General features: G+C 62.9%; 14 protein-coding genes and 1 tRNA gene. 9 read left to right on the plus strand and 6 right to left on the minus strand.

Annotated features, from left to right (window positions below; translation table 11 throughout):
* Window positions 1-27: 27 nt before the first annotated feature.
* The 4 genes from dnaN to rpsT all read right to left on the minus strand — a co-directional run bounded on the left by dnaN (window position 28) and on the right by rpsT (window position 4952).
* Window positions 28-1149 carry a DNA polymerase III subunit beta gene (gene dnaN / locus MFF07_RS01295; protein WP_147814376.1) on the minus strand — a complete coding sequence of 374 codons (1122 nt, stop codon included), beginning with the start codon at window positions 1147-1149 and terminating at the stop codon, window positions 28-30.
* A gap of 165 nt (window positions 1150-1314) precedes the next feature.
* Window positions 1315-2340 (minus strand): hypothetical protein, encoded by a 1026-nt coding sequence (locus MFF07_RS01300; RefSeq protein ID WP_147814374.1) that lies wholly within the window; start codon window positions 2338-2340, stop codon window positions 1315-1317.
* A gap of 239 nt (window positions 2341-2579) precedes the next feature.
* Window positions 2580-4094 carry a chromosomal replication initiator protein DnaA gene (dnaA, locus tag MFF07_RS01305; protein WP_147814372.1) on the minus strand — a complete coding sequence of 505 codons (1515 nt, stop codon included), beginning with the start codon at window positions 4092-4094 and terminating at the stop codon, window positions 2580-2582.
* 591 nt (window positions 4095-4685) lie between these two features.
* Window positions 4686-4952 (minus strand): 30S ribosomal protein S20, encoded by a 267-nt coding sequence (gene rpsT / locus MFF07_RS01310; protein WP_147814370.1) that lies wholly within the window; start codon window positions 4950-4952, stop codon window positions 4686-4688.
* 263 nt (window positions 4953-5215) lie between these two features.
* Between rpsT and MFF07_RS01315 the strand changes: the two genes are divergently transcribed.
* Window positions 5216-5290: transfer RNA gene (locus tag MFF07_RS01315), tRNA-Thr, on the plus strand.
* 266 nt (window positions 5291-5556) lie between these two features.
* Here the strand turns inward: MFF07_RS01315 and MFF07_RS01320 are convergent.
* Entirely contained in the window at window positions 5557-5856 is a 300-nt protein-coding gene (locus tag MFF07_RS01320) for a helix-turn-helix transcriptional regulator (RefSeq protein ID WP_238230416.1), read from the minus strand.
* A 295-nt stretch (window positions 5857-6151) separates the two neighbouring features.
* Here MFF07_RS01320 and MFF07_RS01325 point away from each other — a divergent pair, with 295 nt between their 5' ends.
* The 7 genes from MFF07_RS01325 (at window position 6152) to MFF07_RS01355 (ending at window position 14083) form a co-directional block, all read left to right on the plus strand.
* Window positions 6152-7192 (plus strand): hypothetical protein, encoded by a 1041-nt coding sequence (locus tag MFF07_RS01325; protein WP_238230418.1) that lies wholly within the window; start codon window positions 6152-6154, stop codon window positions 7190-7192.
* A gap of 643 nt (window positions 7193-7835) precedes the next feature.
* Window positions 7836-8090 carry a hypothetical protein gene (locus tag MFF07_RS01330; RefSeq protein WP_238230420.1) on the plus strand — a complete coding sequence of 85 codons (255 nt, stop codon included), beginning with the start codon at window positions 7836-7838 and terminating at the stop codon, window positions 8088-8090.
* 419 nt (window positions 8091-8509) lie between these two features.
* On the plus strand, window positions 8510-9088 hold the full coding sequence (locus MFF07_RS01335) for a hypothetical protein (protein ID WP_238230422.1): 579 nt from the start codon (window positions 8510-8512) through the stop codon (window positions 9086-9088).
* A 363-nt stretch (window positions 9089-9451) separates the two neighbouring features.
* On the plus strand, window positions 9452-9856 hold the full coding sequence (locus MFF07_RS01340; protein WP_238230424.1) for a carcinine hydrolase/isopenicillin-N N-acyltransferase family protein: 405 nt from the start codon (window positions 9452-9454) through the stop codon (window positions 9854-9856).
* A 516-nt stretch (window positions 9857-10372) separates the two neighbouring features.
* On the plus strand, window positions 10373-11614 hold the full coding sequence (locus MFF07_RS01345; protein WP_238230425.1) for an alpha/beta fold hydrolase: 1242 nt from the start codon (window positions 10373-10375) through the stop codon (window positions 11612-11614).
* Window positions 11615-11795: 181 nt separating this feature from the next.
* The gene (locus MFF07_RS01350) at window positions 11796-12845 is read left to right on the plus strand and encodes a hypothetical protein (protein ID WP_238230427.1); all 1050 of its coding nucleotides are present in this window, start codon (window positions 11796-11798) and stop codon (window positions 12843-12845) included.
* A gap of 110 nt (window positions 12846-12955) precedes the next feature.
* Complete coding sequence (locus tag MFF07_RS01355) at window positions 12956-14083, plus strand: SPL family radical SAM protein (RefSeq protein WP_373322215.1); 1128 nt, start codon at window positions 12956-12958, stop codon at window positions 14081-14083.
* A gap of 97 nt (window positions 14084-14180) precedes the next feature.
* Here MFF07_RS01355 and MFF07_RS01360 read toward each other — a convergent pair whose 3' ends face one another.
* Window positions 14181-14402 carry a hypothetical protein gene (locus MFF07_RS01360; protein ID WP_238230428.1) on the minus strand — a complete coding sequence of 74 codons (222 nt, stop codon included), beginning with the start codon at window positions 14400-14402 and terminating at the stop codon, window positions 14181-14183.
* 224 nt (window positions 14403-14626) lie between these two features.
* Here MFF07_RS01360 and MFF07_RS01365 point away from each other — a divergent pair, with 224 nt between their 5' ends.
* Window positions 14627-15259: a hypothetical protein gene (locus MFF07_RS01365; protein WP_238230429.1), complete on the plus strand. Its 633-nt coding sequence runs from the start codon at window positions 14627-14629 to the stop codon at window positions 15257-15259.
* Window positions 15260-15609: the final 350 nt, after the last annotated feature.

Below are 15609 nucleotides of genomic sequence, written 5' to 3' on the forward strand. Positions count from 1 at the left end.
CCTCAGGCGTGCCGAGGATAGCCCGGTTCACACCCGCATCGGCATCAACACGTAGAGCGCAGGCGCGCCCTCGCGGTCCTGGATCACCGTGGGCGAGCCCGGATCGGCGAGCCGGAACAGGGCGGTGTCGCCTTCCAACTGACTGGTGATGTCGAGGAGGTACCGGGCGTTGAAGCCGATATCGAGCCCGGCCGCCTCGTAATCGACGTCGAGTTCTTCGGTGGCCGATCCGGAATCCGGGTTGTTGACCGATAGGGCGAGACGCCCGTCCGTCATCGCCAGCTTCACCGCGCGGCCGCGCTCGGACGAGATCGTCGAGACGCGGTCCACTGCGCGCGCGAATTCGTCGCGCTGGACCGTCAGACGCTTGTCGTTCCCGGTCGGGATCACCCGCTGATAATCGGGGAAAGTCCCGTCGATGAGCTTCGAAATCAGGGTCACGCCGCTCGCGAAGGAGAGCCGGATCTTGGCCGGCGAAATCTCGATGGAGACGCTTTCGCCGCCGTCGTCGACGAGCTTCTGTATCTCCGCTACGGCCTTACGCGGCACGATGATGCCGGGCATGCCGCGGCTGCCTTCGGGCGCGTCCATCTCGACGCGGGCGAGGCGGTGCCCGTCCGTGGCGACGGCCCGGAGCTTGAGGGCACCCTCGACCTCGATCGTGTGCAGGTAGATGCCGTTGAGGTAGTAGCGCGTCTCCTCGGTCGAGATCGCGAACTGCGTCTTGTCGATCAACCGCTTGAGATCGAGCGAGGCGATCGAGAAAGCGTGCGGCAGCTCGCCCGCGGCGAGATCGGGGAAATCGCCCTCGGGAAGGGCGCCGAGGGCGAAGCGGGAGCGGCCGGACCGGATCGTCATCTGCCCGGTCTCTTCGCTCGTCTCAAGCGAGACCTGGGAGCCGTCGGGCAGCTTGCGTACGATGTCATAGATCACGTGCGCAGGGACCGTGGTCGCGCCGGCATCGGCGACGTCGGCCGGAACGGTCTCGGTCACCTCGATATCGAGGTCGGTGGCCTTGAGCTGGAGGCCATCTGCAGAGCCGCGCAGGAGCACGTTGGACAGGATCGGAATCGTGTTGCGCCGTTCGACGACGCGGTGCACGTGGCCGAGCGACCGAAGGAGGGCCGCGCGCTCGACAGTGACTCTCATCGGGAAAACTCTGAACTTCGGAGAACGCCTGCCGCCGCTGGAGATGCGGGATCAGGGCAAACAGCTTGGCGAAGCCGTAAGCTCAAGGCAAGAGAGACGCGACGACCTTCCCGCCCGGATTGGCTGCGGCGGCCGGCGGGCCGAGTACCGAGGCCCACGCTTGAGCTACCGCGCGCTCACCAGGAAATCCCAGTTCGGCCCCTGGGCGTTTTCGGAATTCGGATCCTCGTGCAGCCGGGCGGTTCCCCAGCGCATCTCGTAGCGACCGAGCGCGTGTGAGCGGCCTGCGAGCTTCGTATGCGCATCGTCGGTGGGCGGCTGGGCGGGGCTGGGCGGTACGCCTGCCGTCTCGGACACGATTGCTTTCGGAAACGGCTGCCGAGGTTTGGCGATGCGGTGCCGAAGCGCAGCATCGCGTGCCATGACGCGCTCGCTCGCGGACGGGCCGATCATCGCCGCGAGATCAGGAGACGGCGGCGCGACGAAAGCTTCGGGCGGTGGAAGGAGCGGTATGGAAGCCGGCGGCGACGCCGACGACGCGATCTGGATCGGCGGCAAGGCGACGCCGATCACCGCTTCAACCGGCAAGGTATGTCGAACCAGGTGGACCGGCTCCGGCACGGCATGAGCCGAGACGTCCGTGTGCGAGATGCGGCCGAGCGCCAGCAGCCCAGCCGCAACGACCGAAGCCGCGGTCGCCCAGCGAACGAACGACGGCCGGGCGTGCCGGGATCGCGACCGCGTTGAGTCGGCTTGCGGAGGCATTGTCGGCTCGGCGAAACGGAAGGGCTCCGACTCCGCGGGAGCGGCAGGCGCGGCAATCGCCTGCGTCGAGGCCTTGCAGGGCTCGTCGAGATCGTCCGACGGATCGGCGTCGGGAGGTGCGGAAACCACCACAGCGGTCACCGTCTCCAGGTCGCGCTCCGGTCCTGCAATCGAGACAGCGGCAGGAATCTGCACGGCAGCGCTCACGGCATAACCCGCTGCCGAGGTCGGTTCGAGCAGATCGGCGACCGGAGGTGCGGCTGTCATCGCGATCGGCGTCGCATTCCGCCGGCGTTTGCCCTGCAGATTCGGCTGCGAGGTCGCCCCGTGCTTGGCGCGACTCGATTTGCGCCGTTTCCCATGTGGCGACGCCCCGGCGCCGATGTCGTGACGTGCTCGACCGGCGTCGCTGCTCTGTTTCCGCATCGCCCTGCAGTCTCCAATGCACGCGCACGGAACCGCGACTGAAAACAATCGGGCGGCATGCACAGACACGACCTGTGATTGAAAAATCGGGCGGAAAGTCGGCGTGGAAACTACTTGTTAACACTCTCCGTGCGGTACGCCGCATCACGCTGCAGTACGATCTGAAAACAGCTTGAGCGCACGAGACACCCATCCCGTGCGCTCAAGCAGGCCCAACCTTGGCTCTGCGAGTGTCGTGTTTAGTCCTGCAGCATTCGCTTCAACAGCTCGACCTCGTCGCCGAGCACCGGATCGTCGCCGATCAGCTTCTCGATCTTGCGGACGGCGTGGAGCACGGTGGTGTGGTCGCGGCCGCCGAAGCGCCGGCCGATCTCGGGGAGCGAGCGCAGGGTCAGCACCTTCGACAGGTACATCGCGATCTGGCGCGGCTTCACGACGGCGGCGGTCCGGCGCTCCGAGAGGATGTCCGAGCGCGAGACGTTGTAGCGGGAGGCCACAAGCTTCTGGATGTCCTCGATCTTGATCCGCTTCGGCTCGCGGTTCTTGACGAGATCGCGGATCGCGGCCTCGGCCGTCTCCACCGTCACCGGGGCGCCGGTCAGCGTGGCGTGAGCGAGGAGGCGGTTCACGGCGCCTTCGAGATCGCGGCCGTTGGCGGTGATCGCCTTGGCGACGTAGGCGGCGACGGCGGGTGCGACTTCGAAGGTCGGGTGCGTCACACGCACGGCAGTGAGCCGGGCCTGGAGGATCGAGGCGCGCAACGTCTCGTCGAGGGTGCCGATCTCGACGACGAGACCGCCGGCGAGCCGCGAGCGCACGCGCTCGTCGAGGGCTTCGAGCTCGGTCGGCGGACGATCGGAGGCGACGACCACCTGCTTGCCGGCGTCGATCAGGGCGTTGAGCGTGTGGCCGAACTCGGCCTGGATCGACTTGCCCTGGATGAACTGGACGTCGTCGAGGATCAGCAGGTCGATGGCGCGCAGGCGCTCCTTGAAGGCCAGGGCGTTCTGGGTCTTCAGGGCGTTGACGAAGCCGTACATGAAGCGGTCGGCGGTGAGGTAGATCACGCGGCGGCCGGCCTCGCGGGCGGCATGGCCGATCCCGTGCAGCAGGTGGGTCTTGCCCAGGCCCACGCCGGCATGGACGTAGAGCGGGTTGTAGAGGGCGCCCTCGCCGTCATGGCGGGACACGCGCTCGCCTGCGGCATGGGCCAGAGCGTTGGAGCGGCCGACGACGAAGCTTGCGAAGGTCAGACGCGCGTCGAGGGGCGCGCTGCTCATGTCGCCCGAGGAGGAGGCGTCGGCGCGGGCGCCGGCGGCGGCCTCGGAAACCGCGTTGGCGACGGCGCCATGCGTCGGAGCCGGAGCCCCGGACGCCTGATAGCGTGCGAGGGGGCCGGCAGGCGCCGCGGGCTTGGCCACGCCGGCGACCGGGCGCGGCGGGGACGCGGCGCCACGCACGCTGACGTCGAGTCGAACGACGTCCTCGACCTCCGATTTGAAGGTGTTCAGCACCCGATCGACGTAGTGCGATTCGATCCAGCTCTTGAGGAAGCGCGTCGGCACCGTCAGCCGGGCGACGCCGTTGACGACATCCTCCAGCTCGAGCCGCGCGAACCAGCTCGCGAACACGTCCTCGCCGAGCTCGGCCCGCAGCCGGCGCTTCACGCGCGTCCAGGCCGCCTGGACATCGCCCGCGCCGTTGCCGTTCCTGCCGTTGTCGGCGCCGTCCGTCCTGCTGCCGTCGAGCTGCATAACCTGACTTCTCCTCGTATCCGGGACGGGGACACCGCCGGGGACACGTACGCTCACGCTACTTGAAGGAGACCTCGGCGAGTCGCGAGGCCTCGGAATGGTCCTGCCGTGTCAAGCCCTCCCGCGGGATCATCGACCGGCAGGACGGGTCTATCAACAATCCTCTATCGTTCTCCTAACACCGGGAAGTCTGGGGATAGCATCTGCGGGACCAGGGGTGCCTTCGCGCAGCCCATCGGAGTCGAGACAGAGGTGCGGAACTTGGGGACGACTCCGGCGCAAGCCGTTGACACTTCGCACTCGATCCGCGGCAGCAAGGTTTTGTTAAGCTACAGGCGGGGGCGCCGGAGACGCAACTGAAACGATTCAGATTAGCGTTAACGCCGTCTGAACCGGCGTCGGGCGCGGCGGTGCAAGGTCGGCGCTGGGACAAGTTCGAAGAATCTGTGAACAACTCGCGCAAGGCCGTGGAAAAGCGGGACGCTGGCGCTTGGCGGCTATCGCGGACGGCAGCTCATCTTGCAGAGCGCGCACGAAAAAGCCCGGCGCGATGGCCGGGCTCTTTTCGTCGATGATGCCGTGTGAAGCGTATCAGGCAGCGAGGGCCTTCACGCGGGCGGCGAGGCGCGAAACCTTCCGCGAAGCGTTGTTCTTGTGAACGATGCCGTTCTGAGCAGCCTTCATGAGTTCCGGCTCGGCGACGCGCAAGGCGTCGGCGGCCACGGTCTGATCGCCGGCAGCGATCGCCTCCTCGACCTTGCGGACGAAGGTGCGCATGCGTGAGCGGCGCGAGCGGTTGATCGCCGTGCGCTTGGCGATCTTGCGGGTCATCTTCTTGGCCGACACGGTGTTGGCCATGGGGCATCCTCGTCTATTTGGGCGGCACCGAAACGTCCTCGCGATGGCGGGCGTTCGATCGACGCATCAGGTGTGATCAGGCAAAAGGCGACGCCGCCGGCCCGCGAAGCGCGTACGGTGGCAGAGCCGGCTCTATAGACACGGGTTCGGATCGCGTCAACGCAGAGCCATAAACCTGTCATTCGGGCCGTTGCCAAGCCCGATCCGATCCGTTAGAGCCGCCTCCTGCCGGACGGTGCCGCTTCTTCAGGCCGCCCCCGCAAGCTGCGGTAGCTCAGTGGTAGAGCACCTCATTGGTAATGAGGAGGTCGTGGGTTCGATCCCCCCTCGCAGCACCATTTTTCCTCAGTTTATACAACGATTTACACGTTTTCAGCTTCGTGGCTGAAAACCTTGCTTTGGCTTGGTGACCACCGAGTGACCACGCGGCGGAGCAGGTTCAACTGGACGAACCGAAGCCAAAGCGCTTGCGGCTTGGCTTGCTCGGCCAGACCCAGGACTGAAGTCGATACCGGTTTGGCCGAGCCGATTCGGCCGCCAAGCGTGGGCTTACGGCCGTGAGGCACCCTTTTGCTTTCCGAAGTTCGGCGAGCGGGAGGATTCGTCACGTATCCCGCTGTCCCTCCTCGCTAGTGTTGCTGAACCGTCGAGCATCCTCCCACGCAATCACATCGCTGAGGCGGTAGCGAACGGCGCGCCCAAGTTTCAGGTACGGTATGCCGCCGCCTTGAACGCGCTGGTTCTGCAGGGTCCGCACCGAGCGTGCCTGACGTAGCGCGACATCGTGCTCGTTGAGGAGCGAGTCGCCGGTCTTCGCACGTGCTGCTTCATGGCGAACCGCAGCGGCTTGCGAGCGGCTTTCCATATAGATTCTATATGATTCAACGTGCTCTGCGTATGGCATCGCCACGCTCCTTTTCGTGATGGCGATAGCTCCTTTACGCGGCGATATTCGGCGGTTGCGAAGCGCCGGCTTGCTGTTGCGTCGGCTGAATGTGCCGACGGCTCGAATGAGCGCGCTTCCTTCGATCCCGGGTCACCGACCAATTCATTCAGTCGATAGACGCGCTGAAAGGTACTGCGCGGTGGGCCCTATCGCACGTGACGGGCAGCCGCGCGCGACGCGCGTAAAGGACCTCCGATGGCGACGTTGCCATCCTCCGCGGCACTCAAGCCGCCAAGAGGTGAGGACATCTGCGATGAACCCGAACACCGCTTCCCGCGGCATTTCCCTTCGACCGACGACGGTGAGCAAGCCAATGACGCGCGTCCGTGCGCCGATGCGCATCCGCCGTGACCAACCACCAGTTCCGATGGCTACGGTGACCTCGGCAGCACACGCGACGACACCCGCAGGCTTCGAAACGGAGAAGATGGCGGCGGCGGAGGATCGGCTTCGGGCGCGGCAAATGCGTCGGGTGCTGAACCGGCCAGGGCTTACAGGCTGGTTGAATTTCAAAGATCGCCTTTGGCTGATTGCTCAGCGGCCGCGGCAAGTGTCGGCACCCGTGCTCGACCGCGCCGCCATTGCTCGTCTTGCTAGGCGGCTGGAAAGCGGTGTCGCGGGCGGCATTCCGTCCGCGACCCTGGCCTCGTCTCTTTGGATGCGCACGATCCGGCTAGGGGTTGGGGAAGCGCTTCTCGACGCCTTCGCACCTTTGTCTGACGCCGAGCTTTGTACGGTGACGGTGATCTATCGCGGTTGGTCCTACACGCCCGCTGAACTCGAAGGTGTGACTGCGGCGCGGATCAAGGGGCAGTTCCGTCAGCATCTGTTTCGCGCGGGTGTTCTCGGCGTGCCCGGTCCACTGTTCGCCTTCATGCATGGCGAGTTCGAGCCGAGCACCGGTCGCTACCAGATCCACTTCCATATCGTGACGACGGCGGCGAAGGCAGCGGCGCTAAAGGCCGGCCTGACCTCGAAAACGATTAAAGGCTACACGGCGACTGCGACCGGCGCATCGCCAGTGTGGTGCTCGCCAGTCCGCGATCGTGTTCGGCAACTTAGCTACCTCGTGAAGGCATATTGGCCGAGCCGGCCGGTCGTTATAATCGACGGCAAGCCGAAGCGCCGTCGAGATCCTTGTCGTATCCCCGAACCCTTCCACACCCAGGTTCTGCTGTGGTTCGATCGCCAGCGCTTCTCCGACATGGTCGTGATGAACGACTGCTGGTCGCGCCGGAACGGCGGTACGGCAGCGATGAGGCGGTTATATTTATTCGTGACAGGCGCGGCGTAGCGAGTTGCGACGAAGGGTCGATCGATGCCGTGGTTGGACCTGTTGGTGGGGTCGGGGGGCGCGTTGACGGTGCTGGCGCGGTTGGTGGTGGTGGGGTGGGTCATAACACTACATATGCAGCCGACGACCGATTGGGGGTGCTGCGCGACAGTGTCTGAAGGTTCGGAGGATTGCAGGAACGCCTGCTATAAACCGTGAAACACCCCGTGCATGATCCGATGGCGATGTCGTAGGGTTGGCTGTCACCGGTGCGGGCTATGCGCCGCAACGACCGCTCCTTACAAGCGCGCAGGTGCTGTGCCGTGCGTCCGCCTCGCTCGCAGCCCTCCGATGTCGAAATGAAAACGGACAAACGCCGACCAGTAGCGAAATCGACGCTCTGGTCATGCAGCGCGTACTGATACGAGGCGATGCAAACGTGGGCTACGTTCTTGAGCGTGGCTTCGACCTGCCGGGCTTATGTTGACCACGGATGAGGTCGAAGCGTCGCGCTCGTGCGCGGCGAGGCTTCGAGGCATGGTTCATATGAAACCCTGCCTTCTGACTGTTCTCGCTGACACTCAAAACCAGCGACGTAAAGGTCTGCGGGTGGCGAAGTCGTCACCTTTCGCGGCGAACCATCCGCCGCAAAAGGATATGGAAAATGATCGAAACGAATTCGTTGCGACGAGGAGCAGAGCGTCGCTGCACGACGGGCACGCTAGACCTTGCTATCGCTGACTTTATCCAAAAGCTCGCTAGCCGCGAACGGGTGAGCGACAGACACGCTCTGGAGACCCTCGTCGAATGCGGCATAAGCCTCCTTGCCGAAGAGCTCAGGAGCCACAAGGCTGCACGGCGCTACGCCGCCAAGGTGACCCGCGTGTTCGGTGCGAAGGCCAAAAGCTGGAAGCCTTGATTTTATGATATCCGTGGGCGGGTTCGCGCCCGCCCACGGCCCTGCCGACGCGACGCTTCAAGCTTCAGTCTGTGGAATAGTCGCGCCCGCCGCCTGCGGTTGGTTGGATTGGAAAAACCGAGTTCCTGTGCCACCTCGGCGGATCCGGTCTGCAATTTCGATGGCGAGACGCCTATCGGGTGCGCAGAACGTCAGAGGGGGAAGGCGTAGCGAAGCAACGCGAGACTGATGTCGCCTCACGTCGGTCGACCGACCAATCGCGGCCGCGTAATTTGTACGAGTTTATAGGATTTCAGCGTGACGGTTCGGCCGCCGGTCTCGTCCTCTCCAAGGTCCGCCAGAGCTTGGAGAGCATCGGCACGTAAAGGGTTCGGTCACTTGCCCCCTCGGTCGAGTGGCTGTCAGCAAGGAGCCCTCCGATGCATACCGTCATCGATCTAAAAGACTTTCCGCCCTCCGAAGCTCAGGTAATCCTTTTCCGCCGGCTGTTCGAACACATGGTGGCCGACACGCCTCCCGTTCCGATCACCGCGGATGGTGCAAACCTTGTTGCGGGTTGGCGCGACGAGATCCTCGCTGGCGAGATCTTGGAACACGCCTTCGGCACTTGGGGCCAGCTTTTTACAAGCATCCGCTGGGAGACGAGCGATGCGGGGGACGGACCTTTCTGCGGCGCGGACGTGATCCAGTTCCTGGGCCACGTGGGCGAAGCAATTCAGCGCTTCGGGCCGGCGACAATGCCGCTCGACATCGCTCTGATGGCCTTGATCGCTTGTCAGGCCGAAGGCGGCGTCGTGGCACTCGACTGCGATCGCAGCACACGATGGAGCGTGAGGATGCTCCCGCGCGCGCTTGGTGCCCTCGGGCTCAACGGTCGAATCTCTCTCACCAATTGCGTGGGGCTGTTCGACGTGCCGCAGGAAATCTTCGAGAACTACTACGCTGGCGAACTCATAAGCGACCGCGCGGCTGTCCGGGCCGTTAGTCAGGCTCACTGAGGTCGTTATCGCCGAGGCGGCCAAAGGCGAGCGAACATCCCGCATCGCCCGACCTCCTCGGCGACCCGGCTTCCAGATACCAGGGTAAGAAGCATACCCAAGCATCGCGACGCACAGATGGCGACGCCGGCACGGGGTAGGCGGCGCGGGCGGGCGCTCCCCGCGGAACGTCATGCGCAAGGGCTCGTCGTGCGCGGGTGAGGCCATGGAAAAGACGTTCATCGCCGAGCGGGAGGACCGCCCCGGCTTCGCCTAGCTCGAACGCTTTCAGCGGTCCGAGAGGAGGCGACGCGGTGGTATGTCAGAGACGGGCAAGGCGAACTGCCGACAGCCACCGATTGCCGCCACGCTCTTTTGCAACACATGCCCGAACTGGTCCCGCACTACGATCACGCCTGCGCGATGGTCGGTGACGACGACCTCGACCATCGCATCCTGAGCCACTACCGTTCCGCCTCGGCCCTGGGGTGTAGTCAGGCGGTCTGGCTCGGCGAGGGCGGGCCGCCCCTCGTGCGCAACTACGACTTCCCCCTTCATAAGGTCACCGGGCGCATTGAACCAAGCCGGTGGTCGGGGCGGCGTGTGATCGCCAAGGCGCAGCGGCCCTGGGGCGGATGCCTGGACGGAATGAACGACGAGGGCTTGGCCGCGAGTTGCACCCTCGGCGGCTTCGGTCGGCGCGGAGAGGGCTTCGCCATCATCCTGACCCTGCGGTACCTGCTCGAAACGTTCGCGAGGCGACCGCTGCGCTCTGCCGTTTGCCGGTAAGCCAACTGCACAACGTCACGCTTCTCGATCAAACCGGTGATCACGCCACGGTCTTTCTCGGGCCGCGCCGCGAGCCGGCCGTGACGCGCTTGCAAACCTGAACGAATCAGCAGGAACGGGCCTCGGCGGCCTCTCGCTCGGCCCTACGACAGCGCGTGCTTGACGACGGGCCTGCCGAGCCTAACGCTACCCTGGTGACTTTGCTCGCTCGGTTCTTCGAGTCACCATTCTGCTCACACCGTGCAAGCTTCACCACGGCAAACACCGCCATCTATCGGCCGGCAGAAGGTCGGGTGAATTACCTTTGGCCTGGCTATCGGTCGGGGCAGACTTTCGATTGGTTCGAAGAGGAGGGCCTACACCCACGATTACGGCGAACTGATGTAGTGATCGCTGATGATTGAAGGAAAATGGCCCAAAAAACCTATGCGGACACTCTGTTTATCGTGCAATGTCAGCCGATTGACCGCTAATAACTCGTATATTATCATATCTAAAATTCCGGAGGGATAACAGATGCGCTTTTGGGGCAAACGATTTTGGTTAGTTTCTCTCCTGTTGCTGATAGCAGTCTACTTCGTTCGTCCTGCATATATTTATGCCACAAGTGGTCCTACGGAAGAACAGAGCAAATGCTTACGCGAAGGTAAGCCCGGCGATCCGAAAATTCTTGTTCGTGACGGAACATCTGGTGTAGTCAAAACCGTTAAGATGACTGATCTCGGGGAATTTGCAGATCGATGCGAGGTTACTGACGCCCTTTATGAGTTAAATTGGGAAAGGGAAGTCAAATCACAGTCTGATTTCAACGTCGCAGTAAAACCTAACACGAAGGAAACGGCCCGTCCTAAGTTCGTAGTGTTATATATCCACGGCTGGCATCACGGCGCTGATCCAAACGCAGGAGATCTGCTTGAATTCCAAAAATTAATCACCAATCTAGCGAGCGTTTACCCGGATCAGCAGGTCACTGGACTCTATGTGAGTTGGAACGCAAATAGTGATCTTCCTCTCTGGCATTATTTAGATTTCTGGCAAAAAGCGGCGGTTGCCGACCGCATCGCGGCGTCGGGAAATGTCACAAGCTTCATCAGCGCGGCAAGTGAAATTATTGCAAAAAGCAAGCCGGGAGGGCGTTTCATAACTATTGGACATAGCTTTGGCGCACGAATACTGATGTCATCTTCGGCACAAAGTGCATTAGTGTCAACCCAAAAGGCACATCCTGGCCAGCCTGGAGGTACATACAAGCAAATCGAAAGCTTATCTCAGACAGCAATTCTACTCAATCCCGCCCTTGAAGCCGCATATTTTACACCACTCGCTAGTTTTAGCCGTCCAGCAGAGAAATTTTCGCCCCAGCAAAAGCCCATAATTCTGACTATCTCTACAGAAAATGACTGGGCTACTGGTTATGCTTTCCCATTAGGGCAGTGGCTTGCTTGGAAAACAGCCGAGAAGGAGGTGAGGACACTCGGAAACTATAAGGACTTCCAAACCCATACCCTTACAAGCGAAAGCAAAACGTCATGCGAAAATACAGGTCAAGTGACGGCACTTACTGAGGGTTTTCAGAAAGATGATATCTGCCTCCGACGGACAAACAGTTTTAAGCACAACCCGTTCATGGTGGTGCGGACAAATGCCGAGATACTTTCGGGCCACAACGGTATTTGGGATAGGCGCTTCTCAGAATGGTTGTTCAGCTACGTCGAGGAGTTAGGAAAACAACTTCCGCCCAAAGAAAAATCCGAATAGTCGATAATTTACAGAATTATTAGTCCATCTAAATATCGTATCTGTGAGAATCAGTATAAGCCCGACAGTGCTTTCTCCGAGGGTGAATCGTAAGTGGAGGGGCGGTTTAAGGGCTTTTAGGGCAATAAAGATCTTTTTATTGTATTGACGCTGGCTATAGCGTTAATGCGAGTGTGTTCGTTTGCGCAAAGCGAGCATCAAGTTGCAACAGCACCGAGCTTGGGATCATCTCAAGGCTATCACGCAGCCGGCACTGACGCTGGCCCCGACAAACTACTTCGACGAGATCCGTGCGGGCTGTGTCGCCGCCGACATCCCCGGCGCTGTAGCCGACCATGACACGCCCTGGCTGTTCGATCGGCTGATCGGCGCGGTTCAGATGCAGGGGATCTCCGACGCGAACGCAGCCGCCTTCACGGCCAAGCATGGCATTGTCAGTTTCGCTGATGTCGCTGCAGCACTCGATGCCGACCCGGATTGCCCGCGCCTTCGATCGTACTGGGATTTCAGCGACTGCCGATATCGCAAGGCGGCCGGGACCTGCAGCGAACCGCGACACCTCGGCCGGTGCCCGGTCCCGACCCATCCGACCCGCAAAGGGTCGCTGATCGTCGCCGCCTACTCACTCGCGCTTTTCCTTCGGGATGTCTGCGACGGCGACCTCGTCGCTTGGCTTGATTTCCGGCTCGCTGAGGCCGATCGCGGCCCTGGCACGCTCGATCGTGCCGTCAATATGGGCGCGGCCGTTCTCGGGCCTTTGCGCGAGATTTCCGGCATAGGCGAAAAGGTATGGTCGATGGCCCTGGCCGATTTGTTACTCGCGGCCGACTCGGATCGCGAGCGATGGGTCACGGCCGGCGCGGCGATGGTGGTCATCGATTCGCTTCTTCACAACCACCTTCACCGGACCGGCACCCTGCGACGCTTCGGGGCCGAGCATCTTTACGGCCCGCGCTGCTACGGCCCCGGTGGTTGCGCCAGCATCATTCGCGGGTTGTCCGATCGGATCGATGCTCGCGCGTTCAACCCGGCCTTTCCGGCCAGCTTCCCGCGCTTCGTTCAGTTCGCGATCTGGCGGCTGTGCTCGACCTCGGAGCTCGACCAGTGCAACGGCAACCGGATCGATGACCGACGGCGCTGTATAAACATCGGCTGCCCGGCGTTCTCGGACTGTGACCGGGTGGTGCTGCACCAGAAACCGTCGGGGCTGCCTCTGCCACCCAAAGCGTGACTGTCGCCGCAGACGACAATGTGCCGAGGGATTCGGCGATCGAGTCGTCGAACTTGGCTGATTCGGGTTGAGGATCGCGATGCCGCATGGCGTTGCCGTGCTGGGGGCTCATGCGTTTCGCCCTCATGACGACCACGCTTCTCCGCCTGCCGCCTCAGCCGCAACCAACCGCTCGCACCGCACCCCGCTTGTGGGTTCCGCGCCAGGTGCTGATCACGCGAAGCGCCGCTGGCCTCCCGCATGGGCGCGCCATCGCAGAGCGTGCTGCCGCCCTCGGCTCTGCGGTCATCGAACTGTCGAGCGATCGCGTTGTCCTGCCCAAGCACGAGGACCCGCGCGCTGCCTATCGCGCGGCGAAATCGACGATGGCGATCGTCGTCGCCCCGCCGAGCAAGCGTCGCCTGCAGCCGATCCCACCCTCAGCCGACTGGCGATTCGATCTCGCTGAAGGTTGCCATGCCCATTGTCAGTACTGCTACCTGGCCGGATCGCTTGCCGGGCCGCCCATCACCCGGGTCTACGCCAACCTCGACGAGATCCTCGAAGCCTTGCCGGCCCATCTCGGCCAAGGTGGCGTGACCTCGACCTCGGCTGATCGCGCGCATGAGGGCACGACGTTCGAGGCGAGTTGTTACGCCGACCCGCTCGGCATCGAGCATCTGACCGGCGGTCTCACCAAAGCGGTGCGGTTCTTTGGTTCGTGGGATGCCGCGGTGCAGTTGCGCTTCACCAGCAAGTTCGCCGACGTCAGCCCGTTGATCGGTCTTCCGCATGGTCGGCAGGTACGGGTGCGGATGTCGGTCAATGCCCCGGCCCTGATCCGTTACGAGGGCGGCACGAGCCCCCTCGCAGCACGAATTGAGGCCCTGTCGCGCCTTGCCCGCGACGGCTACCGTGTTGGCTTGACGGTCGCACCGATCCAGCACTTCGAAGGCTGGCGCTCGGGGTATGCGGATCTGTTCGCCCAGGTCGGTCAGGCCCTGGCCGGCGTGCCCGACCTCGATCTGACGGCCGAACTGATCACACACCGCTTCACCCCGGGCTCGAAGGGCGTGCTTCAGGGCTGGTATCCGGGCAGCGACCTCGACCTCGACGAAGGGGCGCGGTCACGCAAGCTGACGAAGTTCGGCTCGGTGAAATTCGTCTATCCGGCCGAAACGATGCGGGAGATGCAGGCGGCGCTGACCGGGCTGCTCGCCGAACACCTGCCGGCCGCCCGCCTGCTCTACTGGACCTGAGCCGAACCCGCTTGCGCTTCGGCCGACCTATGGAACCCATGTCGATCCAAGGGCATGTCCCCCGCCACTATCGGAAGGGTGCAGCACCATGACGGGTTCAGCGACTCAGCAGCCTGGCGGAAATGCCAAACCCACGCATGACGAAGACATCGAAGCTGACCCGCAGCCGCAGCAGCAGCCGGCCTCGAACTCGCCTCAGGAAGACGATCCGGAAATCGAGGAAACGGAAGAGCAGCCTTCGTAAGCTTGGAAGCTCGGCCGGTCGGCTGGTTTGCCTCAAACCGACGACCGCCGGTTCAAGCCGGTCCGGCGGCGTCAACGGTCACTATCTCGCTGATATATCGAAAAGCTTGACAAAGGATTATAATCCTATATGATCGAGCCTGCTCGGTCGGGGCCACCTGTGCCCGCGAGCCCATTGCAGGAGACCTCGATGCCTTCATTACCCATGGGCGGCCCGCCGCGGCCGCACCCCAATTCATTCATCGCTGAACGACTTTCGAGGGGGCCAACGGCCTCCTTTCTCGTTTCAGGAGGCTCGCGATGAACGCTGAAGCTCAGATCACGGCCGTCGAGCCGTTGGCCCTCGTTGTGTTCGGACGTGACGAATCTGGCAAGGCACACGGTTCGGCGTTCACTGCGACCGACGCCGACCTCGCTTTCAAGGCCGCCGAACTGATGGGCATGCGCGCCTTGCCAGTCCACACCGATGCTGAGCAGGCCCTGGCGGCGAAGCTGCCACGCGGTCGGGTGTTCGCGAGCGGGAAGGCATTCGTTCCGTTCATCAAGGCTACGCTGCTGACCGAATTACAAACGGCAGCCCTTAACAGCGGCATCACACCCTTGAAGCTCGTCGGCGGTGCTGACGCTGGGGATACCAGCACGTCGCTCGGCGAGGCACCGGCGGACGACGCCGTTGCTCCGGTCAAGCAGCCCGGCGGTTGGGGCAACATTCGGGTCGGCGCGATCGTGCTCGCGACAGCTGGGCCGAAATATACCGAGTGGTACGAGTGCTTGGTGCTCGCAGTGAACGCCGAGGATGCTTTCAAGCTGCGTTACTGCGATTTCCCGAACGAGCTACCGTTCGAGCGGCCTCGCAACCAGCTTGGCTTGATGCACCCGGCCTATGTACCGGCACCGCCGACTGAGCCCACGACGCCGGCATCGCCTGACTGACCGGTACGCCGCGCACCGCACGAATCACGGGGCGGTGACAGTCGAAGGCCACCATTCGCGCCCGGGGCAAGCTTCCTGCCTCGGGCGTTGGCATGCCTCAATTCGGCGGCCTAGCTTCGAAGGTGGTGCATCGCCGGCTGCTTTCGTTGCCCAGCCGCCGCATCGGCCAACGCCGTGGCCGTCTCGTCGCGGCAGGCGTGGGCAGGACGAATGCGACGAGCGCCCACTCGGTATCGCTCAGGCTGGTTGCAACCGGACCGCGCAGACTGATTCAGCCGCGGCCATAATGAGCTTCGTTTTACACGCCAGCTCATAAACATGCACTTCTAATTGCATTTAAGCCATCGCAA

The sequence above is a fragment of the Methylobacterium thuringiense genome (assembly GCF_022179645.1).
Lineage (GTDB): Bacteria > Pseudomonadota > Alphaproteobacteria > Rhizobiales > Beijerinckiaceae > Methylobacterium > Methylobacterium thuringiense.